The following is a 24,135-nucleotide window of genomic DNA, read 5'->3' as shown; positions in this document are numbered from 1 at the left end:
CGGCTTTAATGATTTCTCCAGCGCAAAGGGCTGCCTTCGGCAGCCCTTTATTTTTGCATTTTTGTGAAAAAAACTTCATTAAAAATTCAGTTTTTGATCACACTGGTTACAAAGCGGTAACACACAAAAGGAATATTCTGGTCACAACGGCTGGACAGGATCTTCCAGCTGGGAAACGAACTGATATTTTTTAAGGAGGAAACAAACACATGAAAAAAATCCTATCCCTGCTGCTGTCTGCGGCGATGGCCGCGACGATGTCGGTGGCGGCGTTCGCGGCGTCAAGCAATGATTTTGGGGAGGCTGTCTTCGAGGGCGTTTGGGACGATGACGATGAAGCGGTCGATGATTTCACCCTTACAGGCGGAGAAATCAACGGCGAGGATGTCACCCCTGGCCAGACCCTTTATTTCATCATCGAGGATGGTAAAATTGGTACAGACCCGGCGGTCAATACTTCAGACCTTAAGGACAGCGACCTGTTCAAATTCGACTATGACAAGGACACCAATGGCAAGATGATCAGCTCCATCAAGCTGCTGACCGACAAGAAGGTTGCGGGCCAGGATCGGGCGGATCTGGTTCTCGAGATCGTCCTGGCAGACACCACCACAACCTCGGAAATCCACACAGATGGTGAAATCACCTTCAAGGCAAAACGTGATTCCGGCAGCGACGACAGTAAATATGATTATTCATCGGATGCAAATTACGAGAAGGACGACATGCTGGTGATCCCATACTCCTTCTGGATCAATAACGAAAAAGCTGAAAACGACGACAATCCGGATACCGGCGACCGTGTCTATTTCAGCCCTGACGAAAATGAAAACAACACCCTCATCTGGGGCGACGACCGCGCGGCGCTCGAATTTGAAGCGGATGACGATGCTTCCGATTTCTATGCCCGGCTGTCCACCTCGGTTGACCGCGATCTCTATGCCGAATACGGCGACCCGGTTGACGCGGAGCTCTATTTCTATGATTTTGTCGGCAACCCGACCGTCCCGTCCACTTCCCGCGCGACCCTGACCCTCGGCATCCCATGGGATGAGGATGACGACTATGTCCCAGATCCGGAAACCTGTTTTATCTATGAGCGCGACGCGGACGGCTATCTGGTCGATGTCACCGACAAGTTCACCTATTCCGAGGACGACCAGGAGATCGCAGGCTGGTCGATGAAAACCCGTACCCTTGGAACCTACGTCATTTCCGATACCGAACTCGATATCGATTCCTATAACGATGACGAGGAAGCGGATGTCTCCAATGATGATATCGCTTCGGACGATACTTCTGATGTCACTGATACTGACAAAGTGATCCCGCAGACCGGTTCCAGCGACATGGTGAATGTCGCGGTCTTCGGCGCGGTTGTGTCTCTCGCGGCGGCCAGCGCACTGGCATTCCGAAAAGTTTCAAAATAAGACCCCATATCCCATAAACTTGAAATGAGCGTACAGGAAAACCGCCCGCAGGAAATTTTCCTGCGGGCGGTTTCCTCGATTTGATGCAAAAAGGCCGCCGGGTATCAGCCCGGCGGCCTTTTGCGAGCCGTTTAGTTTTTCAGCGCCTGGATCGGAGCGGGAATATGGCCGCCGCGGTTGATGAACCGCGCGGGGGAGAAGGTGTTGACCTTCATAATCGGGGCGGTGCCGAACAGCCCGCCGAATTCAAGCTCTTCTCCGTCTGCCAGCCCCACGGCCGGGATGACGCGCACCGCGGTCGTCTTGGAATTCACCATGCCGATGGCAGCTTCGTCCGCGATGATGGCAGAAATCACCTCGGCGGGCGTGTCGCCCGGGATTGCGATCATGTCGAGGCCAACCGAACAGACGGCGGTCATCGCTTCGAGTTTTTCGATGCAGAGCGCGCCGGAATGGGCAGCGTCAATCATCCCCGCATCCTCAGATACCGGGATGAACGCGCCGGAAAGCCCACCAACCGAAGAGGAGGCCATGACCCCGCCCTTTTTGACCGCGTCGTTGAGCATGGCAAGGCAGGCGGTGGTACCGCAGGCGCCGCATTGTTCCAGTCCGATCTCCTCAAGAATGTGTGCCACCGAATCACCTACCGCTGGGGTGGGCGCAAGAGAAAGATCAACAATCCCAAAGGGTACGCCGAGCCGCTTGGAGGCTTCTGAACCGATCAGCTGGCCCATGCGGGTGATTTTGAAAGCGGTTTTCTTAATGAGCTCCGCCACACCGGTGATATCGAGATCCTCCGGCGCGGCGGCCAGCGCCGCGCGCACGACGCCCGGGCCGGAAACCCCCACATTGATGACGCAGTCGGGTTCGCCAGCGCCGTGAAATGCACCTGCCATGAAGGGATTGTCCTCCGGCGCGTTGCAGAAAACGACCAGCTTGGAGGCTGCGACGCACTGCCGGTTGGCGGTGATTTCCGCACAGCGGCGGACCACTTGGCCCATCATGCGGATGGCGTCTAGGTTGATGCCGGACTTGGTCGAACCGACATTGACCGACGAGCAGACGTGCTCGGTCGCGGCGAGCGCGTCGGGGATGGCGCTGATAAGCGCCTCGTCCCCGGCGGCGAAGCCTTTGTGGACGAGCGCGGAAAAGCCACCAATAAAATTGACCCCAACCTCGCAGGCCGCGCGTTCAAGCGCGTGCGCGTACTTTACAGGATCGCCGCCAGAAGCAGCAAGCAGCATCGCAATCGGCGTGACCGAGATGCGCTTGTTAATAATGGGAATGCCGTATTCCATTTCAAGCGCCTCGCCGGTTTTGACAAGATCCTTCGCGCAGCGGGTGACCTTTTGATAGATCTTCTCACAGGCGTCGTCGATGTTGCTGTCGGCGCAGTCGAGCAGGGAAATGCCCATCGTGATGGTGCGGATATCAAGGTTTTGGTCCTGTATCATGCGGATCGTTTCAAGGACGTCGCTTGTATTGAGCATAACGTTATGTACTCCTTATATTCAGTATGACAAGTCGCGCGAAGCGTTCACGCATCGCGGGGAAGGACCCTGTCCTTCCAAAACGGGGCCTTCAATCGTGCCGAAGGCACACCTTTTTCAGATCCGCTGCGAAGGCAGCGGGCCGTCATAGACGGCACCCCGCGGGGGATCCAAAGGGGGCGTGCGGCCCCCTTTGAAAGCGCGTCGGCCGCGAAGCGGACGCTCCGGCACACCGTGCCGGGCAGCGCGTCGAAGGCCCCCTTTGAAAGCGCGTCGGCCGCGAAGCGGACACTCCGGCGCATCGTGCCGGGCAGCGCTTATATCCGGTGCATTGAGTTGAAGATGTCCTCATGCATGACGTGGATCGAAAGCCCGCTTTGGTCCCCAAGCGAATTCATCTGATAAACCAGCTCGGACAGTTCGCAGTTGACATCTGAAATATCGACCATCATGATCATGCAGAACAGCTCCTGCAGGACCGTCTGGGTGACTTCGATGATATTGGCGTTGCATTCGGCGCATTTGTTTGCAACCTTGGCAAGAATTCCAACATGGTCCTTGCCGATGACAGTCAAAACAGCCCGCATTTTGTGTTACCTCCCAAAAATAAATACCGTTTTCAGGTTGGGTTTTGCCGATGAATAATATGAGTATAGCATAATATTTACGAAAATACTATACTAATTGGCATGGTTTGTGCTATACTTTCTTATAATATGGTTTTTATCCCCTGCATAGATGGGGAAAGCGGCGCACAAGGAGGCGCTTTTATGTTCAACCTGTTTGACAGCCACGTCCATTCCAATAATTCCTTCGATGGGGAGCATTCAGTGACCTTTCTCTGTGAAAAGGCAGTGGAAGCCGGCCTTTCGGGACTTTGCATCACCGACCACTGTGAATTGGCGGAATATGAAAAGGGACAGTTTGAAACCCGCATCACCCAGTCGCTGTTCGACGTGCGCAAGTGCAAACGGATTTTTAGCGGCAGGCTTGCGGTTTCCAGCGGCATCGAGCTGTCGGACACCCTTTTCGATCCGGCGCTCACCGACGCGGTTCTTCAGAATTTTGTATTCGATATGGTGATGATTTCCCATCATAACCTTGCGGACGGCACCGATATCTACTATATTGATTTCAAAGAGTGGAGCCAGCGGGAAGTCGAAGAATATATGACCTATTATTTCACCTCGCTGGCGGCCATCGCAAAAGAGAATAAATTTGATACGCTCGGACACCTTACATATCCGCTGCGTTATATCTGTGGGAAACATCAGATCGCGCTCGATCTGCGCCGTTGGGACGATCTGATTGAGGAAACCCTGCGGATTGCCGCGCAAAATGGCAAAGCGATTGAGATGAACACCTCCGGGCTTTTTCAGGAGATTGCCGAAACGATGCCGCCTTGCCGGTATATAAAGCGTTTTCGGGAGCTTGGCGGGGAATATGTCACCCTTGGCTCGGACGCGCATACGGCTGAAAATGTCGGCCGAGGAATTGAAACCGCCATGGAAATGCTGCTTGACGCGGGATTTTCCTGTTTTACATTTTATAAACAGCGGCAGCCGCTGCAGCTGAAGATCATTTGAAAGAAAAGGAGTTATGAATGATGAAAGAGATGGATATCCTGAAACTGTTGGGTCTCCTGGGCGAAAATGCAAAGCTGACAAACGCGCAGCTGGCCGTTATGCTCGGCGCCACGGAGCAAGACGTTGCAGCGGCGATCGCGGACTGTGAACAGAAGGGGATCATCAAGGGATATCAGGCGGTTATCGACTGGGATAAGACCGACCGCAACCTGGTTTCCGCGCGTATTGAGATCAAAGTCATCCCCAAAAGCAACATGGGATTTGAAGAGATTGCCTATACGGTTTCCCAGTTTCGGGAGGTGGAGACCTGCTATCTGATGAGCGGCGGTTACGACCTCGCGCTTACCATCAGTGGGAAAACTTTCAAGGATGTGGCAATGTTTGTTGCCCACCGGCTTGCCCCCATGGAATCTGTCCAGTCGACCACCACGCATTTTGTACTGCGCAAATATAAACACCGCAACGTGATGATGGTGGATGATTTTGCGGATGAGAGGGAGGGATCCTCCCATTGATCGATTACAATAAAGTATTGTCCCGGCGCGCCGTGGAATTAAAGCCTTCCGGCATCCGTAAATTCTTTGACATCGCCGCCGAGATGAAGGACGTCATTTCGCTGGGCGTGGGAGAGCCGGACTTCAAAACGCCCTGGAGCATCCGACACGCGGGCATCGAAAGTTTGGAGCGGGGCCACACCTTCTATACGGCAAACGCCGGTATGGCAGCGCTCAAGGAGGAGATCGCCCGCTACCTGAACCGCCGTTTCGCGCTTGATTACTGCCCAAAGGACGAGGTGATCGTCACAGTGGGCGGGTCGGAAGGGATCGACCTTTGTATCCGCGCGCTTGTGAATCCGGGCGACGAGGTGCTTGTGGTCGAGCCGTCATTTGTCTGCTACACCCCGATCACCGAGCTGACCTGCGGCGTACCGGTACCCATCCAGACCCATGCCAAAGATCATTTCCGCCTGACCGCAGAGCAGCTGCGGGCCGCGATCACCCCAAAAACCAAGCTGCTGATCCTGCCGTACCCAAACAACCCCACGGGCGGCGTCATGCGGCGCGAACATCTGGAGGAGATCGCCGGGGTGTTGCGCCAAACCGATATCATGGTGCTTTCGGACGAAATCTATGCTGAACTTACCTATGGCCCCAAACGGCATATTTCGTTCGCGTCCATCGACGGTATGAAGGAACGCACCATCGTCGTAAACGGCTTCTCAAAGTCCTATGCGATGACCGGTTGGCGGCTCGGCTATGTTGCGGGGCCAAAGCCGGTTATTTCCCAGATGCTCAAGATCCATCAGTATGCGGTCATGTGCGCGCCGACCACCAGCCAGTATGCGGCGATCGAAGCGCTCAGAAACTGCGACGAGGACATCGAGAATATGCGCGAGCAGTACGATATGCGCCGCCGCCTGGTCGTGGATGGTTTCAACCGTCTTGGGCTTTCCTGTTTTGAACCTGAAGGCGCTTTCTACGTGTTCCCTAGTATCCGGTCGACAGGGCTTTCCTCCGGTGATTTCTGTATGCAGCTGCTGGAAGAAGAGCGGCTCGCGGTGGTGCCGGGCGATGCGTTCGGCTCCTGCGGCGAAGGGTTCATCCGCGTTTCATATTCCTATTCGATCAACCATCTGCTCGAGGCGCTCAAACGTATCGAGCATTTTATGGGCCGCTTCCACGAAGGCCTTTACGTCTAAGCCGCATAGGAAGCGGCAGTGCTTCAAGCGCATTTGGGGCCCGGGGGGATTTGCAGGAGAAATCCCCCCGGCCTTGCTTTCTCAATTTTCCAAAAGGAGCTTTCACCATGCCACTCGATGGAATCTTTTTAAACCAGCTGAAAAACGAAATCGCGGACGTAATCGTCGGCGGACGGGTGGACAAGGTGCACCAGCCCGCCAAAGAGACGATCGTGCTCGCAATGCGCGTGCAGGCGGGCAATCACAAGCTGCTGATCTCCGCGTCAGCGTCGAACCCGCGGCTGCATTTCACCAGCCTGCCGCAGGACAATCCGAAATCTCCGCCAATGTTCTGTATGCTCATGCGCAAGCATCTTGCGAATGCAAAGCTGGTGGAAATCCGGCAGATTGGTCTTGACCGTATCCTGCATCTGCGGTTTGAAACGGTCAATGAATTTGGCGATAAGGTGGTTATGACCCTCGCAGTCGAAATCATGGGCCGGCACAGCAATATCATCCTGGTCGGCCCGGATAACAAGGTGGTCGATTCGATCAAGCGGATCAGCGACGAGATGTCCCGCGTGCGGCCGGTGCTGCCTGGGATGTCCTATACGCTCGTACCCGCGCCCGATCGCCTTTCGATTTTTACCGCCGCCCCAACAGAAATTGCAGAGCGGATAAAATGTGCGCCCGGTCTGCCACTTTCCAAAGCGCTGCTTGGTGTGCTGGAAGGGATGAGCCCGCTTGTCTGCCGTGAAGTGGCGCACAATGTCACCCGCGGCGGCGATACGGTCGTTTCCGAACTCACCGGGGAACAGGAGATGCGTCTGAAATTTTATCTTTCACAGCTTTCCGATACCCTGCGGGAAGGCAAGGCGCATCCGGTCATGCTGGTGGACGCCGCCGGCAAGCCGAAGGACTTCTCCTATATCGATCTGAACCAGTATGGGCACACACTGGTTTGCCGCGCCTATGACACCTACAGCGGGCTGCTTGACAGCTTTTACAGCGAACGTGACCGGATCGACCGGATGCACCAGCGCGGCGCGGATCTTTTGAAGCTGCTGGTAAACCTTTCGGACCGCACCGCCCGCAAGCTTTCCACCCAGCGGGAAGAACTCAAAACGTCCACCGAACGCGAAAAGCTCAAAATCTACGGCGACCTTATCAATTCAAACCTCTATGCGTTGGAAAAAGGGCAGAATACCGCCCGCGTCCAGAACTACTATGAGGAAGGCTGCCCGGAGATTGAGATCCCGCTGGACGTGCGCCTCACGCCCGCCCAGAACGCCCAGCGGTACTATGCACAGTACCGCAAGGCGGATACCGCTGAAAAGAAGCTGCGTGCGCTCATTGCACAGGGTGAGGCGGAACTTGCGTATTTTGACACCGTTTTTGACGAACTGGCCCGTGCGTCGCTTGAGAGTGAGCTTTCCGCGATCCGGTCGGAGCTTGCGGGGGAAGGTTATGTACGCAGCACTATGCGGCGTGGCATGAAGGAGGAACGTCTCCCGCCGCTTAAGTTCATTTCGGATGACGGCTTTACGATCCTCTGTGGCCGAAACAATCTTCAAAACGACCGGCTGACCCTCAAAGACAGCCGCAATGGGGACATCTGGTTCCACACCCAGAAGATCCCCGGGTCGCATGTCGTGATCATCACTGAAGGCCGAGAAGTGCCCAACCGTACGCTTGAACAGGCTGCGGTTATCGCAGCGTGGCATTCCAAGGCACGTGAATCGGGCAAAGTCCCGGTCGACTATACCCAGATCCGCAACGTACGCAAACATCCCGCCAATAAGCCAGGATTGGTACTTTATGAGCCATATCAGACCGCAATTGTGGAGCCGGACCGCGCGCTGGTCGAGCGGCTCGCACAAAACCGATAAATAAGGGAGCCTGCCATTTGGCAGGCTCCCGTTTCATTTTGGTTTTGCGCGGCGTAGCAGGCGCATCCCGCTGTAAAGCAGCCCCCACAGTGCCCAGACCAGTGCTGCTGTACCCCAAAAATACCACCGCCCGGCAAGCCGCTGCACCATCTCAAGCGGCGAGCCGGGGGACGCAGCGCCAAGAAAGAGGTAATTTCCGCCGAAGGCGGTATTCGCTGCGGCATCCACACCGGCGACCGCGAGCAGAAACAGAAAACACCCCGGCAAACGCCGCGCACGCGGAAGGAACCCTTCTGACACGAAGAAAAGCGGTATTAGAAATAACAGCGTGTGCACCAGGATAAATTGGAGATAGTAGAAATTCCAAAAAGGATAAGCCGTTTCGCCCGGTGTGACAAGCGCGAAAAAGGCGCCGGGCATCCCAAGCGCAAAGGAAAGCTCACATAAAAAATCCTGCCGCGTCCACACTGCCAGAAATTCCACAAAAATCATTACGCCGCACAAGTGAAGCGGCAACGCCCATGCCGGATCAAAACTGCCGGACAACAGGAGCAGAAGCATGCGTAATAGCTCAGAGGAAAGCATAGCCGCGGCGGCAATCCGAAGCCAGTGCTTTTGTTCAGAGGCCGTTTGCTTGTCGAATTTTTTCAGCAGCCAGATGCAAAATAAAAATACCCCCACAAGCCAGGCCAAATGCATCGGACTGAAGATCGCAACACCCTTTGTTCCGGGCAAAATCCGGTTTGCCGGAGCAAAAAATCCCAAGATAGCGTCGCCCTCCTCGATCATTTATGATTCCGTTTCCAGTATAGCGGTCTGGATCGATGTTGTAAAGCAAAAGGACGGGCAGGCGATTGCCTGTCCGTCCTTATTTTGATCCGGAGGGATCTTATTTCATGCCGTTCTCGTAAGCTTCGATCATCTTTTTGACCATCTGGCCGCCGATGGAACCAGCCTGACGGGAGGTCAGATCGCCATTGTAACCCTGCTTGAGCGGAACGCCGACTTCGTTGGCAGCTTCCATCTTAAAACGGTTCATAGCTTCTTTTGCTTCAGGGACAACAATACGGTTGCTGGAAGAATTAGAGTTAGACATAATTTCATACACTCCTTAAATTTTGAAAATAAAGTTTGTGCGTTTGCAGTAATAGTATCGGCGCGGAATCTTTGATTATAACTGCCAAATCTTACGCATGCGGGGACCAATTTCCACCGGCTTCATTTCTGTTGACGCAATTCAAGCTGCATGGCATGGGCCATTGGATTTTTTCGTCCAAGCATGCAGAATACTGCCGCGCAGGCGAGCAGAGTGAACGGTTCAATTGGAGAAGAGAAGGAGACCGGCAGCTCAAACGGCTCAATCAAAGTCCCATCGAAAGCCGTGACCTGTCGGCGCAGGGAGATGACCGCGCTGTCCCGTGTGAGGGAGGAGAGGGTGAAGGTATCCGAATTGGAAAGCCCACAGGTGAGTGCTTTGAGATGCCGGGAGGCAACCAGCTCCATGACCGGTTTATTGGAACTGTCCACAATTGCTACGGCGTTTGCACAATCGGCGGTTTCGGGCAGGCAGCCCGTGTCGCGCACGATGAAAATTGCATTTTCACAATTCAGTTTCATAAAAGAATGCGGCGCAAGATATACAAGATCCGGCCCATTCCCATGCAATGCCGCCGCATCCGCGTCGATCACAAGAATGCTTAACGCGTTTTTACAGCTGCCCTGCAGCAGAGAACACAGCCGCTTGTCCGAGGCTCGCGCAGTTACTACGACCACTCCACATCACCCATATTTCGATTTTTTTTCTTTCATTAGTTTCCCCGCAAATAAAAATAAAATCCTCCGGTATCCGGAGGATTTTATCAAGCAGCCCGTTTCGAAGCGGGACGTTATGCATTTTCAATCATTTGGGTAAGCTGATGTTTAGAAGTCAGCCCTACATTACGGCTGACTTCCTGGCCGTCTTTAAAAATGACGACGGTCGGAATGGACATTACGCCGTATTTTACAGCAAGTTCCTGTTCTTCATCAATGTTTACTTTGCCGATGACCGCTTTGCCGTCCAGGTCATTGGCGAGTTCTTCGATGATGGGGCCAAGCATTTTGCATGGACCACACCAGGGAGCCCAGAAATCGACCAGGACCGTTGCGTTTGCCTGAAGCACCTTGTCATTAAATGTATCATTTGTAAAATGTTCAACTGCCATAATGAAAGCCTCCTTAAAATGTGTTTCGTTATCACAATTATACACCTTTTAAGTATATAATCAAGCGTTTTTATAAATAATTTCTATCTTCCTTTAGGATTTATCATGGATCCGGAAATATTCCAGCAATTATCTGCAATTGAAAAAGAATTTAAATGCGCAAAAAATGTGAGATTTAGGGCTTGACTTTTCCAAAATCAGAGGTATAATATAACTCGTGACTAAAACAAATTGCCCGATTGTGTAATGGTAGCACGACAGACTCTGACTCTGTTTGTCTGGGTTCGAATCCTAGTCGGGCAGCCACGTCGAGGTGTGGCTCAGTTTGGTAGAGCGCTGCGTTCGGGACGCAGAGGCCGCAAGTTCAAGTCTTGTCACCTCGACCACTGAATTAAATCCTGTAAACTGGCTTAAAATGCTGGTTTACAGGATTTTTCTTTTCTCTGATTTATCCCGTTTCCCTTGTTTTGGTGTTTATTTGGTGTTTATTGCCCGGATTTTTTTAAAATCCAAAGCGTTTGCCACTGCTTCTGACGCCTTCGCTTGCGCGGCCGCAAAGGTGTGTGCATAGATATTTAGTGTAGTGGTTGTCTGCGCATGTCCAAGTGCAGAGGAAACCGTCTTAATATCCGCGCCGCTGTTGATGAGCAGGGAGGCATTCAGGTGCCTAAAGCTGTGAATATTCACGTGCCGCATACCGGTGCGGTTACAGAAATTTGTCAACCAGTTTTGTGCACGATTCGGATGCATGGGTTTCCCATTCCACGATACAAACAGTCTATCAGATTCCTGCCATTGATCGCCGGTTTGTAAGCGTGCGGCGGCTTGTTCAGATCGATATTGCCGCAACAACTGTATAACACAGTCAGGCATTTTCAGGCTCCTTCGGGAGCCTTTTGTTTTTGGTGTGTCGGTGAATACGCCACGGGTAACGGTATAATTGCTGGTACGGTTGACGGTTATCACGCCGCTGTCAAAATCAATGTCTTTCCATTCCAGCCCGAACAACTCACCGCGTCGAAACCCTCCGTAAATGGCTAGAGTAAAGAATAATCTCCAATTCAGTGATTCACTTTCCAGAAGCTCTAAGAAGCGTTCGGTTTCTTCAAGCGAATAAAAATCTTTGTCAGTCTGGTGAATTGAGGGGAGTGAAACGCCACGGCAGGGGTTGGAAGAAATCACGCCTTGCGATACCGCGTAATCAAAGACGCTGGATACAAATGAAACGTAGTCTTTAATGGTCTTTGCTGAGAGGCCACCGCCGGTGCGCTCATTCATTCCATCTTCGGATAGATTCATCACAAAGGCTTGTAAGGAACGTGTTGTGATTTTGTCCATGCGGAGATGTCCCATTGCAGTATAGACCCGTTTTGTAAATTGTCTGTACCGATCAATCGATCGTTTTTTCAATTTTGGTTCGGCATATTCCCTGAACCACTGTTCTGTAAATGCCTCGAATTTAACGTTTCCGTCTGCCGCTTTTCCTGTTTTACAGGATTCCTCAAATAACACGGCTTCGCGCTGAACAGCCTTCTCCACCTGCTTCTCGGTCATACCCTTGTCCGGGGTAAAGGTCTTATGCCGCCGTATCTGCTTGCCGGTGAGGTCATAGCCACATGATACGGTGATCTTATAGCTATTCCCGCGTTTCTGGATCGTTGCCATAAAAACATCACCTTTCCGGGCCCTTATCTGGTTCTGTTTTCTTTTGGGAAGCAGAGGTGCACCTATCAAATTCAAGTTGCAACAGGCATTTGACTGCCGTCGCGCCATGCATATCCAGCGAGCGAAATTTTTCGATGTGCTCATATTCTGCATTTGTCAAATTCCTAATATTTACGCCTTCATTGGGTGCTCTGAATCCAAATTCACCCAAAATATCCTCTACTTCATAATGCATACAAAGTAATAAAAAAGTTCCTACATCAGGATAGCTTCTGCCGTTTTCCCATCCGTAGATCGTCTTAGGGGATATTCGAACACCCGTCTCTTGGATCAATTCAGCCACTCGTTTCACAGATAGGCCCTTTTTTTGTCTGCATCTTCGGAGCCCTGTTGATATTAAATCCATCACATTATCACCTCTTATTATCTTCATAGTAAAGCATTTTTTGAAAAAGTCAATATGATTTTCTTAAAAAAAGAGAAACCCGCATTGACAATCTTTATATTTAAGAATATAATGACAAAAAGATTCTTTGATTATAAGAAAATAGAAAGAGGTGAAACACTTGTCCGACATTAGAGAAAACATAGCTACGATAATTCAATCACGCGCTTGCGTCCAGTCGGAAATAGCACGACGGGCAGGAATGACCCCGGCACAATTTAACTCTGTACTGATGAAGCGGCGGAAATTAGAAGCTAATGAGCTATTCCGTGTATGCGCTGCATTGGGAATGACTTCGGAAGAGGTAGCAGGCTATGGGAAGGAGATGCAACCATGACATTAATCGATACGACGCGCTGCTTGAATATCTGGCGCACCCGGAACCGGAGCAGTACGGAAAGATCAGAAAGATTGGATAGGCGGTGAACGAATGGAACTGGAAACCTTCCTGTCACACTTAAAAAAGGTCAAGGGCAATGGAGGGCAATATACAGCGCTCTGCCCGGCGCACGACGATCAGAATGCAAGCCTCTGTATTTCATCCGGTACGGATGGCCGGATATTGGTCAAGTGCCAAGCCGGATGCAGAACAGAGAATATTGTTGCCGCAATGGGTCTTGCCATGAACGACCTGTTTCCACCGAAACCAGAAAAGAAACGGGTCGCGGCCGAATACCTCTATACGGACGCAGACGGAAAGACACTGTTTAAGAAAATCCGATATGATCCAAAGGGATTTTCACAGGCGCGGCCGGATGGTCACGGAGGCTGGAAATTTGACCTAAAAGGTGTCGCGCCGGTTTTGTACAATTTGCCCGAAGTGCTGCGGGCGGTACGCGACGGCGAACCGGTTTTCGTTGTGGAAGGCGAAAAGGATGTTGAAACCCTGCGGCAGCATAAAAAGACAGCCACCTGCAATACCCACGGCGCGGGTAAAGGCAAGTGGCTGCGCTCCTATAGCGACTGTCTCAAAAATGCTTCTGTCATTATTATAGAGGATCATGATTCTGTTGGCAAGGAATTCTCGCAGGAAATCGCGGGCAAGCTGGCGGGCGTGGCCGGAAGCGTCAAGCTCATAGACCTTTCAAAGATATGGGCAGACATCCCGGAACATGCGGATATCACTGATTACTTAGAGCGCGGCGGGAGTTTCGAGCAGTTTACAGCACGGGTAGAAGATACACCGGAGTATGAACCCCCGGCTCCCAGCCGCTACGACGACCGGTTTAAAGGGACATGCTATCGGATAAAAGATCATCTCTTTTTTCGGGAGTACGAGAAGAACGGCGAAACCACGGAGCAATATTTGGGAAACTTTTTCATCGTAGCCGAAGCTGAAACTGTAAGGGACAACGGAATCGAGCGCGACCGGGTTTTCCAGCTGAAGGCGGTCTGTGAGGGCCGGGAAATGTCCTCTGAATATATCGCGGCCAAAGATTTCGGGAGTATGAATTTTATTCCGCAGACCTGGGGCATGTCACTGCGTCCGGCTGTCGGTCAGAACACAATGGCATACTACCGGGACAGCATCGGCGCACAGGCCCTACAGGTTAAACAGGAATACATTTATACACATACTGGCTGGCGCGAGATGAATGGAAAATGGGCATTTCTCCACGCGGCCGGGGCGATCGGTGCAAAAGATGTGCGCGTAGAACTGGATGGGCGGCTGTCGCGGTATTGTCTGGTTGAATGCGGGGACCAGCATGCGGCACAGATGTTGGCGCTGCAGGTTTTGAAGCTCGCGCCAAAAGAAATTGTATATCCACTTGTGGGGCTTGCTTTTCTTTCCCCGCTCAATGAGTTTCTGAGGCGGGCAGGAATGGAACCTTCCTTTGTGCTCTACCTTCTGGGAATCACCGGCGCGATGAAATCCACGCTTGCGGCCTTGCTGCTCTCTTTCTTTGGCAATTTCGATAATAAAAGCCTGCCGTCTTCCTTTAAGGATACGGTGAACAGTCTGGAAAAGCAGGGGTTCTTACTTAAAGATGTGCTGACGGTGATCGACGACTATCACCCCACCAGCAGCAGGCAGGAAGCTATGAAGATGCAGGGAACGGCGCAGGCTGTGGCGAGAATGTACGGCGACAGGACGGGCAGAGGCCGGATGAATGCGGACGGGACGCTGCGCGGCTCCTATGTTCCACGCGGCAACGCAATCATTACGGGGGAGGATTTGCCCGATATCGGGCAATCGGGGACGGCCCGCAATATCGTTGTGGAAATAAAAAAGGGAGACATTAACGAAGCCATCCTTTCCAACCTGCAAAGCAAAAGCGAACAGCTTTCCAGCTGTATGGCTGAGTACATAAAATGGTTGATCCCACAGACCGAAAACCTGCCGGGAGAACTAAAGGAGCAGTTTATAGAGCTGCGCAGTCAGGCCAGAAAAAACAGCTCACATGGGCGGATCGGAGAATCTATCGCACACCTTCAAATCGGGATGCTGATGTTTCTTCAATTTCTTTGTGAAACCGGCTGTATCGACGAAGAAAGCATGCGCAACGTTGCAGCTGATGTCTGGCAGGTTCTGTTGGAGCTGGCGGAGCGGCAGAACAAGCGGCTCGAACTGGATAGGCCAACCACAATGTTCCTGTCCGCACTGTCGGAACTGCTGGCGACGGATCAGGCACATGTGCTGGACATTGGAAACGACAGTGAAAACCATTCGGTGGGCTTTATTGGCTACCGGGATAATGATTATCTATATCTGTATGCAGAAACGGCCTATAAAAGCGTAGCCGAATTCTATAGCAGACAAGGGCGCAATTTTCCAGTTGGGAAAAATACTTTATTTAAGAACTTGATTTTGGAAGGTGTCGTTTTGCCTGACCATGTGAAAAACAAAAGTGTCCGTCAGAAAAAGATCAACGGAAGAAACCACAGTTTTCTATGGGTGCACAGAGCGGCCGTAGATATTTCGCAGGAAGCATAGTATATAAAAAATTGGTACTACTCGTACTACCGGGCCGTAAACCCGCATCACAGGCTCATTTGCGGGCATCCATTTTAAAAAAACAGGTACTACCCAGGTACTACCTTTTGTACTACCGCGCAATCTTCAAGCCATTGGGTAGTACTTTCGGTAGTACCGAGGTAGTACCGGATTTTTGAGAGAACGAACCCGTAAACCCGCATTATAAGCCACTTTACAAATCGGTAGTACGGGTAGTACCAAAATTAGATAGAGGTGGGGTTATGAAGACATGGAAACCAGTTACCACGGAAAAAATAAATCAAAACGGATCTGCTGTTCCCTCAGTGAAAGACACCTCCGGCAAAGCAAATACCGAACTGTTGGCAGAAATGTGCCGCCGGGAGCAGGCGTATATATTGCGTGGCAGAACAATCCCTTCCGAGATTATAAAGGGAATCAAAGACGGAAAGCCGTTGGATGAATTGCTGTTAAAAGCTGTTGCGTGTATAGCGCTTATGACCGGCGACAATGCGATTTATCCAGTCTGTGAGAGGGAATTGAAGGAACGCAAAGTACCGCCATTTTGATAGGAGGATCAACATGAAATACCAAATGATTAATATTTGCCCGCTGCTTGCGATGGCGGCGATTCGAGTAAATGATAAGCCTTTCTGCATGGGCGAGCGCTGCGCATGGTGGGACGGCGAACAGTGCGCGGTTGTGGGGATCAGCAGAGCGACCTTTGAGGCCGGGGATATCATACAGGCGGTGATTGATGCACCCGGGGACGACTAAGAAAGAACAGTGATAGCAGGCGACACCGCGAGCCCCAGTTCTTCACAGTAAAATTTCCCCACGGGAATTTAAAATCTCATTTCGGGGATTTTCCATAAATGGCAGGGGCCTTGTGGTGTTGGCGATTATGGTTAGCCACTTGCCCGCTACCGGGGGGATGCTTCATTGTGGGTACTATTTGGCTATTTTGCCCCCTAAAAGGGCATCTTCATTTTCTGAGTCCCTAAAAGGAACATTCGGAGATTTCGGAGGCCCTAAAAAGAAAGTATCCCGAGATTTCCAAGACCCTAAAAAGACAGTTGGCAAAGAACCGGCAATGAGAAAGCATCTTCTACGGCAGCGGGTGAAGCGTGAGGCCGCAACAGGAATCATTGCAAAGGGGTTACCAAGTTGGGTATACCTTCGCAGGTGTCCACAATGAGAGTTCCCGCGCCTGGTAACAGCGGGAGAACAGGAACAAAACAGGCGTTTTTTGAAGCTGGTACGCGCGTGATAATGGGTTAAGGCGAATTAGTTGACACGATACGCGCGCGCGTATTTCCCCACTGATGAATACTTTCCCACCGCAAAAGAGGCAAGGTTTACGCAAGGTATCTGAAAGAAGGTGTGCACGAGGCGCACACTGGAGGTGAACGCCATGAACAATGAAGAATTGGCGGTCAAGGCCAAGGGCGGCGACCGGGACGCGCTCACGGCCCTGTATCTGAATAACCAGAGGTTACTTTACAAGCTGGTGAGTAAGTATCAGGGCATAGCACAAGAGCGGCTATTAGATCCAGAGGATCTGGAACAGTACGCCTATTTAGGACTTGTCCGAGCCCTGAAATACTTCGACCCGGCAAAGCCGTACCGGTTCACAACCTACCTTAGCCGCAATGTCATGAATACCGTTCGGGAAGCGCTGGGCCTGCGCTGCTCCAAAGAACACCAAAAGCAGATGGATACAATTTCGCTTGATGCACCTTTACCGGGCCGGGAGGATGACGAAATCGCATTGCTTGACGCGCTGGAAAGTCCGGAGCCGTCACCGGTCAAACGGATAGAAAACGGTGAATTGCAGAAACAACTGAGAGCGGCGATAGGCACATTATCCCCACGGCAACGGCAGGTGATCCGGCTGCGGTACATAGACGGGATGAAGCTGCGCGAGATAGCCGAGCGGATAGGGATATCCCATCAGGGAGTGCTCAGCGCGGAGCGTCACGCATTGGAGAAGCTGAGAAAATCTTTGCGGGCCGCGTCTCCATCGAATGCAACCAGGTTGACCTAAAGGGCCTACAGGCCGAGCTTGCGGAGATCGACGAGAACCTTGTTCGGCAAAACCGAAAGAAGTTGACAAAGAGCAAACGCCGCCGGGAGGAAATCAGCCGTCTGATTAAAAAGCTGTATGAAAGCTATGCCGCAGACAAAATCCCCGAAAACCATTTTTCGGAACTTTTGACGGGCTATGATACCGAACAGAAAAATCTTGATAGAGAGATTGAGAGGTTACAAGCCGAGATTGACCGCTACAATACCGATAGTGTGAGAGCCGACCGATTTTTAGAACTGGTAAAGCGGCACACTGAGTTTACGGAACGCACGCCCACCCCTTTGAATGAGTTTATCGAAAAGGTAGTTGTCCATGAAGCTGTTAAGATCGAGAGGAAACGGACAATGCAGGTGGATATTTACCTGTACAGCTAATTTTATCCGGATCAAATACGCTGCAATTTTTTAGGACTTGCGTTAAATTTTTTTGTGAATCTGCTTCCGTCATATCTAAATGGTGAAGAAGCGCCTCCTCCAATTCCTTTCGATCGAGGTTACGGACAGCACGAAGAATTTCTTTATGTTCCTCCAAGCTTTCCAAAAACCGTTCCATCTGTTTGACGCCATAAAGATAAAATACCACAAGATGTGTACCTAGATGGCTGTAAATCTCTGATATTTTTTCATTCTCTAAAGTCCCCACCAGCAAGACATGAAATTGGGTATCCAATTGGTTTTGTTTTGCATAATAATCGCTCGCGCTTGCAGTTTTCAAAGACTCTTCGAGTTGGCACGTATTCTCATTTAATATATCAACAAACTGCGGTTCCTCCTTCGCTTTTTGCAAAATTTGTGGAACCGCAAACAACTCTATCATTCTCCGGGCTTGCATCATATCGCGCAAGCCTTTTAATGTAAGCTTTTTGATGGTCACGCCACGTCTTGGGATGCTTTCTACAAGCCCTTCTGTAATCAGCCGGTTTAGTGCCTGTTTAATGGGAGTCTCGCTGATCTGGTAGCGTTGTGACAAATCATGTACTACGATTTTTTTTCCGGGCACAAGTTGTTTTGTCAAAATGTCGTCCTTTATCGCACGATAAGCAAGATCCACCAACAGGTAGGGGCTATCAATGTTACTCATCGAAAGTTCCTCCTTAAAAGTGTCTTGACATCATTGTAAATTATTGCTATATTAAAGTCAAGATTAGATTTTAGATTTAAAATTTAGAATCTAAAAAAGAAAAAGGAGTGTTTACTATGGCAAACAGCGGTTTCAAAATCAAAGTCCTTTCGCTTTTCACCTGTATTACCCTGTTATCAGCTTGCTCCTCCAATAACGCAACACAAAGCACTGATCCCTCCCCCGGCACCACGCCAATCTCTTCGTCTGCGGCGTCGGATCCCGGCCAGAATGCCCCAGCCGCCCAAGAGCCAATTGAAATTCGCTGGGGTAACGTTTTCGCGCCCGATCTCCCCTTTAATCAAGGCACTGCGAAGTTTAAGGAACTCGTGGAAAGCAGATCCGATGGGAGAATTACCGTTAACCTGTTCCCCAGCTCTCAACTTGGGAATAACAATGAGATTATGGGGATGCTGGTAGAAGGCACCAACCAAATGGGAAATGAAGGGGGCGGATTTCTTGCGCAGTGGGCCCCGAAATTTTTGGTGAGTGAAGCAGTCTATGCGTTCCGGGACATCGATCATATGATGTCTGTTATGACTGGGGAAATTGGGCAGGAGATGTTCGATGAGCTTCTTGAATCCCGCGGTATACGGGTAATCGATGTGTGGTACTATGGAACGCGGCACATCAGCGCCAACAAACAGATTGATACCCCCGCCGATTTAAAGGGCGTCAAAATGCGCGTGCCGGATGGGCCGCTTTATATTGCCAATGGCAATGCGCTCGGCGCGAGCCCCACGCCAATCAGCCTTTCGGAGGTCTATCTGTCACTTAAAACAGGTGTGATTGACGCGCAGGAGAATCCTCTGCCCACCATCTATCAGAACAAATTCCAGGAAGTTCAGAAGTACATCATCATGACCGGCCACAATTATAATTTTAATACGGTTATGGTCAACGACGCGTTTTGGCAGGGGCTGTCAAAAGAGGATCAGGATTTGATTGTACAATGCGTCAAGGAAGCCGGCGAATATGAGAAGGAAATCGCCCTCCAGCAGGAATCCGATCTGGTAGCAAAATTGGAAGAGGAAGGCGTCACCGTACATACGCCTGACGTGGAGGCATTCCGAGCGGCGGCGACAAAATATATGACCGAAAACTTCGACTCCGAATGGGGCGAAGGTTATTATGAAAGAGTGCAGTCCTATCAGGAATGAGGTCGCGGGAATGAATAAAATCGTAAACGCTCTTATGCGCACAGTACACTTTGTCAACCGGATTTGCCGCGTAGTGTGTTGTATCCTTCTGATTCTAATCGTTGGGGCAACCTTCCTCCAGATTATCTGCCGGAAAATATTTTCCTCCCCATTGTCCTGGACCGAAGAATTTACCCGGCTTTTATTCGTCTGGCTCAACTGTTTGGGTTGTGCAATTGCAATCCAGATGAAAAACCAGATCCAGTTCGATTTTCTTGTTTCCAGGCTGATGTCTCCGCGATTGCAGAATATTGTCCGAATTCTGACAAATATCGTCATCGTATTATTTTTCTTTTTGCTGCTGCCGCCAACAATGCGATTGGTCCAGAGTATGAACACGATCCCCTCAGCAGCCCTTTCCTGGCCGTCGGGATTGCCTCATCTTGGGTATTTGGCCGGTCTATGCGCTATGATCGTCGCCTTTTTAGGGGACTGTATGGAAGCAGCCAGTGAGCTGACCAGGAAAGGAGGCGCACCCATATGAGCCTGCATTTGACCGCTTTTATCCTGGTATTAATCGTCCTGTTCCTATTCAAGGCTCCGATATGGTCCTCCTTACTGCTCTCCTCCACCACCTACCTGATTCTGTCCGGTGAACAGCTGACCTTGGTGGCGCGCAAATCCGTTGCCGGGATGGACAGTTTTTTGCTGATGGCAATACCAATGTTCATCCTTGCCGCGGAATTGATGAACCACTGTGGTATAACAACCTACCTGTTCCGGTTTGCAAATTCAATTGTGGGATGGATTCCCGGTGGTATGGCGCACACCAATGTTCTGGCAAGTATGCTGTTTGCGGGAATGTCCGGTTCGTCCGCCGCCGATGCCGCAGGATTGGGGACAATGGAAATCAAGGCCATGACGGACGACGGGTATGATAAGCCCTTTTCCGCAGCAATCACAGCGGCATCTTCAATCATAGGGCCTATCATTCCCCCCAGTATCCCCATGGTGGTCTATTCTTCCATCGCCGGCGCGTCGATCGGAAGGCTTTTCCTGGGAGGGGCAATCCCCGGTATCCTGATGGGTGGAGCCATGATGGCCATCTGCTACTGGACTGCCAAACGCCGCAGCTATCCCCGAAACGAGAGAATTGATCTGCGTGAAGTCTGGATAAGCTTCATTAAGGCAATTCCCGGATTGATGGCGCCAATCATCCTGTTGGGCGGCATCTACAGCGGTTTTTTTACCCCGACGGAGGCGGCTTCGGTGGCCGCTGTCTATGCATTTCTATTGGGGTTTTTGTTTTACCACACCATTAAACTCACAGATATGAAGCAAATCCTCATAAATACGGCCGCCAATACGGCAATCATCTGTTTTATCATTGGAGCGGCAACCCTGTTTGGGTTTGTGCTGACCGCAGAACAAATCCCGATCAGGCTAACCGAAGGACTGCTCTCTTTTAGCCAAAACCCATATGTCATGCTGATGGTGTTCAATATTTTGTTCTTAATTCTTGGGTGCTTTATGGAACTCAATGCCACGATGCTGATCTTCTTACCGATCATTTTGCCCGTGGCGCAGGGACTTGGCATCGATCTGGTGCATTTAGGTGTTGTGATGGTCGTCAATTTGATGATTGGTACGCTCACCCCTCCGTTCGGGATGATGACCTATGTTTCGGCAGGAATTGCAAAAGTACCCCTGCACACAGTTTTTCGGGAATTGGCGCCGTTTATGGTTGTCCTCGTTATCGTATTGTTGTTAATCACCTATATTCCAGGACTGGTACTCTGGCTGCCAGGATTATTGGGATAGGAAGCAAGGCCATTTGAAAGGAGTTCATGCATTTGAAAATTCAAAATTTGGTACAGCCCAGCCAAGGACAAATTCAAAAGCTGCACATTGATGAAATCGAGCTCGCAATAAACGAAACAGGTGCGAACCTCTCACTGGAAAATATGGATTCCTGCTATTTCGTCATCTCTGGGTATGGGACGCTGAAAGTAGATGAATATCTTTATTCACTCTCCCCGCAGTCAAGTGTCTACATTCCCGCCGGAAACGATCATTGGTTCAATAACTCTGGGAATGTCGGTCTCAGGTTGGTTCGTTATTACACAAAAGCTTAGGGGGAATTTTGAATATGGGAGCGAATATAAAACATTTAAAACTGCATCAAACCAAACATGAAGATGAAACCGGACGGGTATCTTGCAACTACGTCAAGGGCACCGAATTTCACAGCAGCTCTTTTAACAGCGGAGACTATGGAATTTATTACTGCGGCGGTTTCGTACCCACCCATCTCCATGATGCCGTTGAGGAAGCGTTTTACATTGTAAGAGGCCACGGGATCATGACCATAGGCGACGAGGAACGCCCTGTGAAGGCTGGCGATATCATACCCATCCCCTGCGGCGTTCTGCATGGGTTGCGCAACACAGGTGATGATGTCCTGGAGCATATTGTTTGCTCAGCGAAATTATAGCTTTGGAGGTTTGTATATGGCGGTCCAAATTCAAATCTTAGCGGTTTCCGAAATGGCAATTCCTCCTTCGGCGGTATATAACAATGTGGGAACCCATGGTCCGATGCTCGAAACCATCGAGGAAAAAACACAGGTTACATGGAGTGACGGGACTGTCAGTGAGGGAGTCAAGCACTGTGGCTGCGCTTTTTACATCGATGACAACGGCACAAAAATTCTCGTAGACTCCGGGGTTGGAGATTTCGACCGGATTCATCGTATCCGAAAGGAGCGCGGGGACCGATACTACTTAAAAGCGCTGGAACCGCTGGAAGATCAGCTCAAAAAGCTGGGCGTACAACCAAACGACATTGACATCGTGGTCAATACGCATCTGCATTGGGATCATATCGGTGGAAACCAACTTTTTCCCAACGCCCAGTTAATGATCCCGGCGGATGATCTCCCTTATTTCCTATCCGCACCTGTATGGGCCCCACATTTTTATCCGGGAATACGGGAATGTGTCACTCAAATGGCAAGAATAAAGCCCATTAACGGTAAGGGCACCATATCCAAGCATGTGCACTTTTTACAATTGGGCGGGCATACCCCCGGTAGTCTTGCTGTATTTATCGAAACCGCATCTTCCGTTATTGCTTTAGCTGGAGATATTGTCCCAAAATATGAGAATTGGGAGCACAATTGGCTGGGCCCAGGAGGGAATATCTGGAACTTAGGAGAGCTCGCCAAAGCGTACGATACTTTACATATGCGCGCGGATACTGTAATTCCTGCTCATGATTGGAAAGTGTTTTCGCATTATCCTGGTGGTGTAATTATATAATCTGCGTAAGCGTCAAATACTCCAACGGGTAGACAAGCATGAGAGAATAGTGGTGGGATGTTGTGAAACAATCCACCACTATTCTCTTTTAAGGGGCGCATAAAGATGACAGGTAATGAGTTAAAGCATCAGGCAAAAGTGCAGGAGTGCCGAAGTAGCGGGATATCCGTGCGCGAATGATGCCGTCAGCGAGGAGTAACCACAACAACATATTACCGGTGGGAAAGAGAAGTCCTGTCGGGTATCCGCAGGAAAGAACCAGCAGCTCACCCCGCAACAGCATTTGTGGAGCTGCCTGCACCACAGCCACCACGGAATGTTCCGGAACGTACCGCCACACTCAACATTGGGAGCGGCAGCATTGATCTGTATCAGGAAATGGGGCCGGAATTGCTGCAGATTTTGGCGGAGCTGCTGCGGACATGCTGAATAATTTTACCGGGGCGGATAAAGTGTACATTGCCTGCGGATATACGAATCTCCGAAGTGGAATCGACGGTCTGGCGACGATCGTACAGCAGCAGTTCCAGTTGGATCCGTTCACCAACACGCTGTTCCTGTTCTGCAGGAAACGGCGGGACAGGATCAAGGGGGCGTACTGGGAAGGGGACGGCTTTCTCCTGCTGTACAAGCGTCTGGAGCAGGGAAGTTACCAGTGGCCGAGGAACGAAAACGAGGTAAAAAGCCTGACGGCGCAGCACGAACAGTGCTTTCGGACCAGCAAGGGCAATATTTTATAGAAGAATCGGCGGGCGAATGTCTAACTGACATGGCCTTTATTGCTGATGGCTATGGAAACGCCTATAATCGTAATGAAATCATAGTCGAGAATGTTCGTGAGGCTTACGATGCGCTCGATGAGATCACATGAAAAAGTATGACGAGCTTCCCGGCTTCAAACTGGCCGGTGAATACACCGATCCTGATATTGGCATCACCCTGCCGGTCTATGAAATGCCAATGGAGACGGCGGAGAGCTGGAACGCAAAGGCGAAACGGCTGAATATGCAGGAAGGCGCAGGGGCTCATGGCTGAGGTTAACGTCTACGTCAACCGGTATGCAGACTATGCCCGCGCCGTTGGCCACCGCCCGCCTGTGTATGGAACAGATCAAGGCTTTGCCTATTGTGTAGGAAATGATTACAT

At 50.8% G+C, this 24,135-nt stretch carries 27 protein-coding genes and 2 tRNA genes; 20 read left to right on the top strand and 9 right to left on the bottom strand.

What is annotated here, in order from left to right:
- The first annotated feature begins 209 nt into the window (after positions 1-209).
- Positions 210-1,430, top strand: coding sequence for an LPXTG cell wall anchor domain-containing protein (locus DWV16_RS14850; RefSeq protein ID WP_118480002.1), 1,221 nt, complete (start codon positions 210-212; stop codon positions 1,428-1,430).
- A 131-nt stretch (positions 1,431-1,561) separates the two neighbouring features.
- On the opposite strand, the gene DWV16_RS14845 is transcribed toward DWV16_RS14850, so the two are convergent.
- The gene (locus tag DWV16_RS14845; protein WP_118480000.1) at positions 1,562-2,920 is read right to left on the bottom strand and encodes a PFL family protein; all 1,359 of its coding nucleotides are present in this window, start codon (positions 2,918-2,920) and stop codon (positions 1,562-1,564) included.
- Between the two features lie 317 nt (positions 2,921-3,237).
- A complete protein-coding gene (locus DWV16_RS14840; RefSeq protein WP_066460145.1) occupies positions 3,238-3,507 on the bottom strand; it encodes an ACT domain-containing protein in 270 nt (89 codons plus the stop codon).
- Positions 3,508-3,690: 183 nt separating this feature from the next.
- On the opposite strand from DWV16_RS14840, the gene DWV16_RS14835 reads away from it, so the two are divergent.
- From DWV16_RS14835 to DWV16_RS14820, 4 genes are all read left to right on the top strand, one after another.
- Positions 3,691-4,506 carry a histidinol-phosphatase HisJ family protein gene (locus tag DWV16_RS14835; protein WP_158572926.1) on the top strand — a complete coding sequence of 272 codons (816 nt, stop codon included), beginning with the start codon at positions 3,691-3,693 and terminating at the stop codon, positions 4,504-4,506.
- A 17-nt stretch (positions 4,507-4,523) separates the two neighbouring features.
- Positions 4,524-5,021: an Lrp/AsnC family transcriptional regulator gene (locus DWV16_RS14830; protein WP_243007336.1), complete on the top strand. Its 498-nt coding sequence runs from the start codon at positions 4,524-4,526 to the stop codon at positions 5,019-5,021.
- On the top strand, positions 5,021-6,205 hold the full coding sequence (locus tag DWV16_RS14825; protein ID WP_079988380.1) for an aminotransferase class I/II-fold pyridoxal phosphate-dependent enzyme: 1,185 nt from the start codon (positions 5,021-5,023) through the stop codon (positions 6,203-6,205). Before DWV16_RS14830 ends, DWV16_RS14825 begins: the two co-directional genes overlap by 1 nt.
- Before the next feature lie 107 nt (positions 6,206-6,312).
- Complete coding sequence (locus DWV16_RS14820; protein WP_118479996.1) at positions 6,313-8,073, top strand: NFACT family protein; 1,761 nt, start codon at positions 6,313-6,315, stop codon at positions 8,071-8,073.
- A 33-nt stretch (positions 8,074-8,106) separates the two neighbouring features.
- Here DWV16_RS14820 and DWV16_RS14815 read toward each other — a convergent pair whose 3' ends face one another.
- The 4 genes from DWV16_RS14815 to trxA all read right to left on the bottom strand — a co-directional run bounded on the left by DWV16_RS14815 (position 8,107) and on the right by trxA (position 10,277).
- Positions 8,107-8,862, bottom strand: a complete 756-nt coding sequence (locus DWV16_RS14815) for a TIGR02206 family membrane protein (protein WP_066460136.1) — start codon at positions 8,860-8,862, stop codon at positions 8,107-8,109.
- A 100-nt stretch (positions 8,863-8,962) separates the two neighbouring features.
- The gene (locus DWV16_RS14810) at positions 8,963-9,169 is read right to left on the bottom strand and encodes an alpha/beta-type small acid-soluble spore protein (protein ID WP_066460135.1); all 207 of its coding nucleotides are present in this window, start codon (positions 9,167-9,169) and stop codon (positions 8,963-8,965) included.
- A 122-nt stretch (positions 9,170-9,291) separates the two neighbouring features.
- The gene (locus tag DWV16_RS14805; RefSeq protein WP_118479995.1) at positions 9,292-9,846 is read right to left on the bottom strand and encodes a hypothetical protein; all 555 of its coding nucleotides are present in this window, start codon (positions 9,844-9,846) and stop codon (positions 9,292-9,294) included.
- A 113-nt stretch (positions 9,847-9,959) separates the two neighbouring features.
- Complete coding sequence (gene trxA, locus DWV16_RS14800; RefSeq protein WP_066460133.1) at positions 9,960-10,277, bottom strand: thioredoxin; 318 nt, start codon at positions 10,275-10,277, stop codon at positions 9,960-9,962.
- Positions 10,278-10,509: 232 nt separating this feature from the next.
- Here trxA and DWV16_RS14795 point away from each other — a divergent pair.
- Positions 10,510-10,583 (top strand) — tRNA-Gln (locus DWV16_RS14795).
- Between the two features lie 3 nt (positions 10,584-10,586).
- Positions 10,587-10,663 (top strand) — tRNA-Pro (locus tag DWV16_RS14790).
- A gap of 88 nt (positions 10,664-10,751) precedes the next feature.
- On the opposite strand, the gene xerC is transcribed toward DWV16_RS14790, so the two are convergent.
- Positions 10,752-11,942, bottom strand: a complete 1,191-nt coding sequence (gene xerC / locus DWV16_RS14785) for a tyrosine recombinase XerC (protein WP_118479993.1) — start codon at positions 11,940-11,942, stop codon at positions 10,752-10,754.
- Between the two features lie 7 nt (positions 11,943-11,949).
- A complete protein-coding gene (locus DWV16_RS14780) occupies positions 11,950-12,348 on the bottom strand; it encodes a helix-turn-helix transcriptional regulator (RefSeq protein ID WP_255420073.1) in 399 nt (132 codons plus the stop codon).
- 469 nt (positions 12,349-12,817) lie between these two features.
- Between DWV16_RS14780 and DWV16_RS14775 the strand changes: the two genes are divergently transcribed.
- From DWV16_RS14775 to DWV16_RS14755, 5 genes are all read left to right on the top strand, one after another.
- Positions 12,818-15,322 carry a DUF927 domain-containing protein gene (locus DWV16_RS14775; RefSeq protein ID WP_118479989.1) on the top strand — a complete coding sequence of 835 codons (2,505 nt, stop codon included), beginning with the start codon at positions 12,818-12,820 and terminating at the stop codon, positions 15,320-15,322.
- 263 nt (positions 15,323-15,585) lie between these two features.
- Entirely contained in the window at positions 15,586-15,891 is a 306-nt protein-coding gene (locus DWV16_RS14770; protein WP_118479987.1) for a hypothetical protein, read from the top strand.
- A 13-nt stretch (positions 15,892-15,904) separates the two neighbouring features.
- Positions 15,905-16,099: a hypothetical protein gene (locus DWV16_RS14765; RefSeq protein WP_118479985.1), complete on the top strand. Its 195-nt coding sequence runs from the start codon at positions 15,905-15,907 to the stop codon at positions 16,097-16,099.
- Between the two features lie 637 nt (positions 16,100-16,736).
- Positions 16,737-17,369: a sigma-70 family RNA polymerase sigma factor gene (locus tag DWV16_RS14760; protein ID WP_118479983.1), complete on the top strand. Its 633-nt coding sequence runs from the start codon at positions 16,737-16,739 to the stop codon at positions 17,367-17,369.
- Positions 17,370-17,431: 62 nt separating this feature from the next.
- Complete coding sequence (locus DWV16_RS14755) at positions 17,432-17,785, top strand: DUF4368 domain-containing protein (RefSeq protein WP_158572923.1); 354 nt, start codon at positions 17,432-17,434, stop codon at positions 17,783-17,785.
- Here DWV16_RS14755 and DWV16_RS14750 read toward each other — a convergent pair.
- A complete protein-coding gene (locus DWV16_RS14750; protein ID WP_118479980.1) occupies positions 17,733-18,491 on the bottom strand; it encodes a GntR family transcriptional regulator in 759 nt (252 codons plus the stop codon). The genes DWV16_RS14755 and DWV16_RS14750 overlap by 53 nt on opposite strands.
- Positions 18,492-18,607: 116 nt before the next feature.
- Here DWV16_RS14750 and DWV16_RS14745 point away from each other — a divergent pair, with 116 nt between their 5' ends.
- The 8 genes from DWV16_RS14745 to DWV16_RS19135 all read left to right on the top strand — a co-directional run bounded on the left by DWV16_RS14745 (position 18,608) and on the right by DWV16_RS19135 (position 24,024).
- On the top strand, positions 18,608-19,690 hold the full coding sequence (locus DWV16_RS14745) for a sialic acid TRAP transporter substrate-binding protein SiaP (protein WP_118479978.1): 1,083 nt from the start codon (positions 18,608-18,610) through the stop codon (positions 19,688-19,690).
- A 10-nt stretch (positions 19,691-19,700) separates the two neighbouring features.
- Positions 19,701-20,213 (top strand): TRAP transporter small permease, encoded by a 513-nt coding sequence (locus DWV16_RS14740; RefSeq protein ID WP_158572922.1) that lies wholly within the window; start codon positions 19,701-19,703, stop codon positions 20,211-20,213.
- Positions 20,210-21,490, top strand: coding sequence for a TRAP transporter large permease (locus tag DWV16_RS14735; protein WP_118479974.1), 1,281 nt, complete (start codon positions 20,210-20,212; stop codon positions 21,488-21,490). Before DWV16_RS14740 ends, DWV16_RS14735 begins: the two co-directional genes overlap by 4 nt.
- Before the next feature lie 32 nt (positions 21,491-21,522).
- Positions 21,523-21,804 (top strand): cupin domain-containing protein, encoded by a 282-nt coding sequence (locus DWV16_RS14730; protein ID WP_066455079.1) that lies wholly within the window; start codon positions 21,523-21,525, stop codon positions 21,802-21,804.
- Between the two features lie 14 nt (positions 21,805-21,818).
- Positions 21,819-22,163, top strand: coding sequence for a cupin domain-containing protein (locus DWV16_RS19885; RefSeq protein WP_079988093.1), 345 nt, complete (start codon positions 21,819-21,821; stop codon positions 22,161-22,163).
- 16 nt (positions 22,164-22,179) lie between these two features.
- A complete protein-coding gene (locus tag DWV16_RS14720) occupies positions 22,180-22,989 on the top strand; it encodes an N-acyl homoserine lactonase family protein (RefSeq protein ID WP_158572921.1) in 810 nt (269 codons plus the stop codon).
- A 422-nt stretch (positions 22,990-23,411) separates the two neighbouring features.
- A complete protein-coding gene (gene tnpB / locus DWV16_RS14715; protein WP_118479970.1) occupies positions 23,412-23,729 on the top strand; it encodes an IS66 family insertion sequence element accessory protein TnpB in 318 nt (105 codons plus the stop codon).
- 127 nt (positions 23,730-23,856) lie between these two features.
- Positions 23,857-24,024 carry a hypothetical protein gene (locus DWV16_RS19135; RefSeq protein WP_154018838.1) on the top strand — a complete coding sequence of 56 codons (168 nt, stop codon included), beginning with the start codon at positions 23,857-23,859 and terminating at the stop codon, positions 24,022-24,024.
- Positions 24,025-24,135: the final 111 nt, after the last annotated feature.

Source organism: Anaerotruncus sp. AF02-27 (assembly GCF_003465835.1).
Taxonomy (GTDB): Bacteria; Bacillota; Clostridia; order Oscillospirales; family Ruminococcaceae; genus Anaerotruncus; species Anaerotruncus rubiinfantis.
Note: the sequence above shows the minus strand (reverse complement) of the source record. Positions and strands in the feature narration are given on the sequence as shown.

Excerpts from the sequence above, each read along its gene's own strand:
- DWV16_RS14740 (WP_158572922.1), top strand. The coding sequence starts at position 19,701 with ATGAATAAAATCGTAAACGCTCTTATGCGCACAGTACACTTTGTCAAC.
- DWV16_RS14765 (WP_118479985.1), top strand. The coding sequence starts at position 15,905 with ATGAAATACCAAATGATTAATATTTGCCCGCTGCTTGCGATGGCGGCG.
- DWV16_RS14850 (WP_118480002.1), top strand. The coding sequence starts at position 210 with ATGAAAAAAATCCTATCCCTGCTGCTGTCTGCGGCGATGGCCGCGACG.
- DWV16_RS14720 (WP_158572921.1), top strand. The coding sequence starts at position 22,180 with ATGGCGGTCCAAATTCAAATCTTAGCGGTTTCCGAAATGGCAATTCCT.
- DWV16_RS14845 (WP_118480000.1), bottom strand. The coding sequence starts at position 2,920 with ATGCTCAATACAAGCGACGTCCTTGAAACGATCCGCATGATACAGGAC.
- DWV16_RS14735 (WP_118479974.1), top strand. The coding sequence starts at position 20,210 with ATGAGCCTGCATTTGACCGCTTTTATCCTGGTATTAATCGTCCTGTTC.
- DWV16_RS14820 (WP_118479996.1), top strand. The coding sequence starts at position 6,313 with ATGCCACTCGATGGAATCTTTTTAAACCAGCTGAAAAACGAAATCGCG.
- DWV16_RS14750 (WP_118479980.1), bottom strand. The coding sequence starts at position 18,491 with ATGAGTAACATTGATAGCCCCTACCTGTTGGTGGATCTTGCTTATCGT.
- DWV16_RS14780 (WP_255420073.1), bottom strand. The coding sequence starts at position 12,348 with ATGGATTTAATATCAACAGGGCTCCGAAGATGCAGACAAAAAAAGGGC.
- xerC (WP_118479993.1), bottom strand. The coding sequence starts at position 11,942 with ATGGCAACGATCCAGAAACGCGGGAATAGCTATAAGATCACCGTATCA.
- DWV16_RS14745 (WP_118479978.1), top strand. The coding sequence starts at position 18,608 with ATGGCAAACAGCGGTTTCAAAATCAAAGTCCTTTCGCTTTTCACCTGT.
- DWV16_RS14835 (WP_158572926.1), top strand. The coding sequence starts at position 3,691 with ATGTTCAACCTGTTTGACAGCCACGTCCATTCCAATAATTCCTTCGAT.
- DWV16_RS14775 (WP_118479989.1), top strand. The coding sequence starts at position 12,818 with ATGGAACTGGAAACCTTCCTGTCACACTTAAAAAAGGTCAAGGGCAAT.
- DWV16_RS14840 (WP_066460145.1), bottom strand. The coding sequence starts at position 3,507 with ATGCGGGCTGTTTTGACTGTCATCGGCAAGGACCATGTTGGAATTCTT.
- DWV16_RS19135 (WP_154018838.1), top strand. The coding sequence starts at position 23,857 with ATGAAAAAGTATGACGAGCTTCCCGGCTTCAAACTGGCCGGTGAATAC.
- tnpB (WP_118479970.1), top strand. The coding sequence starts at position 23,412 with ATGCTGAATAATTTTACCGGGGCGGATAAAGTGTACATTGCCTGCGGA.
- DWV16_RS19885 (WP_079988093.1), top strand. The coding sequence starts at position 21,819 with ATGGGAGCGAATATAAAACATTTAAAACTGCATCAAACCAAACATGAA.
- DWV16_RS14810 (WP_066460135.1), bottom strand. The coding sequence starts at position 9,169 with ATGTCTAACTCTAATTCTTCCAGCAACCGTATTGTTGTCCCTGAAGCA.
- DWV16_RS14830 (WP_243007336.1), top strand. The coding sequence starts at position 4,524 with ATGATGAAAGAGATGGATATCCTGAAACTGTTGGGTCTCCTGGGCGAA.
- DWV16_RS14770 (WP_118479987.1), top strand. The coding sequence starts at position 15,586 with ATGAAGACATGGAAACCAGTTACCACGGAAAAAATAAATCAAAACGGA.
- DWV16_RS14760 (WP_118479983.1), top strand. The coding sequence starts at position 16,737 with ATGAACAATGAAGAATTGGCGGTCAAGGCCAAGGGCGGCGACCGGGAC.
- DWV16_RS14815 (WP_066460136.1), bottom strand. The coding sequence starts at position 8,862 with ATGATCGAGGAGGGCGACGCTATCTTGGGATTTTTTGCTCCGGCAAAC.
- trxA (WP_066460133.1), bottom strand. The coding sequence starts at position 10,277 with ATGGCAGTTGAACATTTTACAAATGATACATTTAATGACAAGGTGCTT.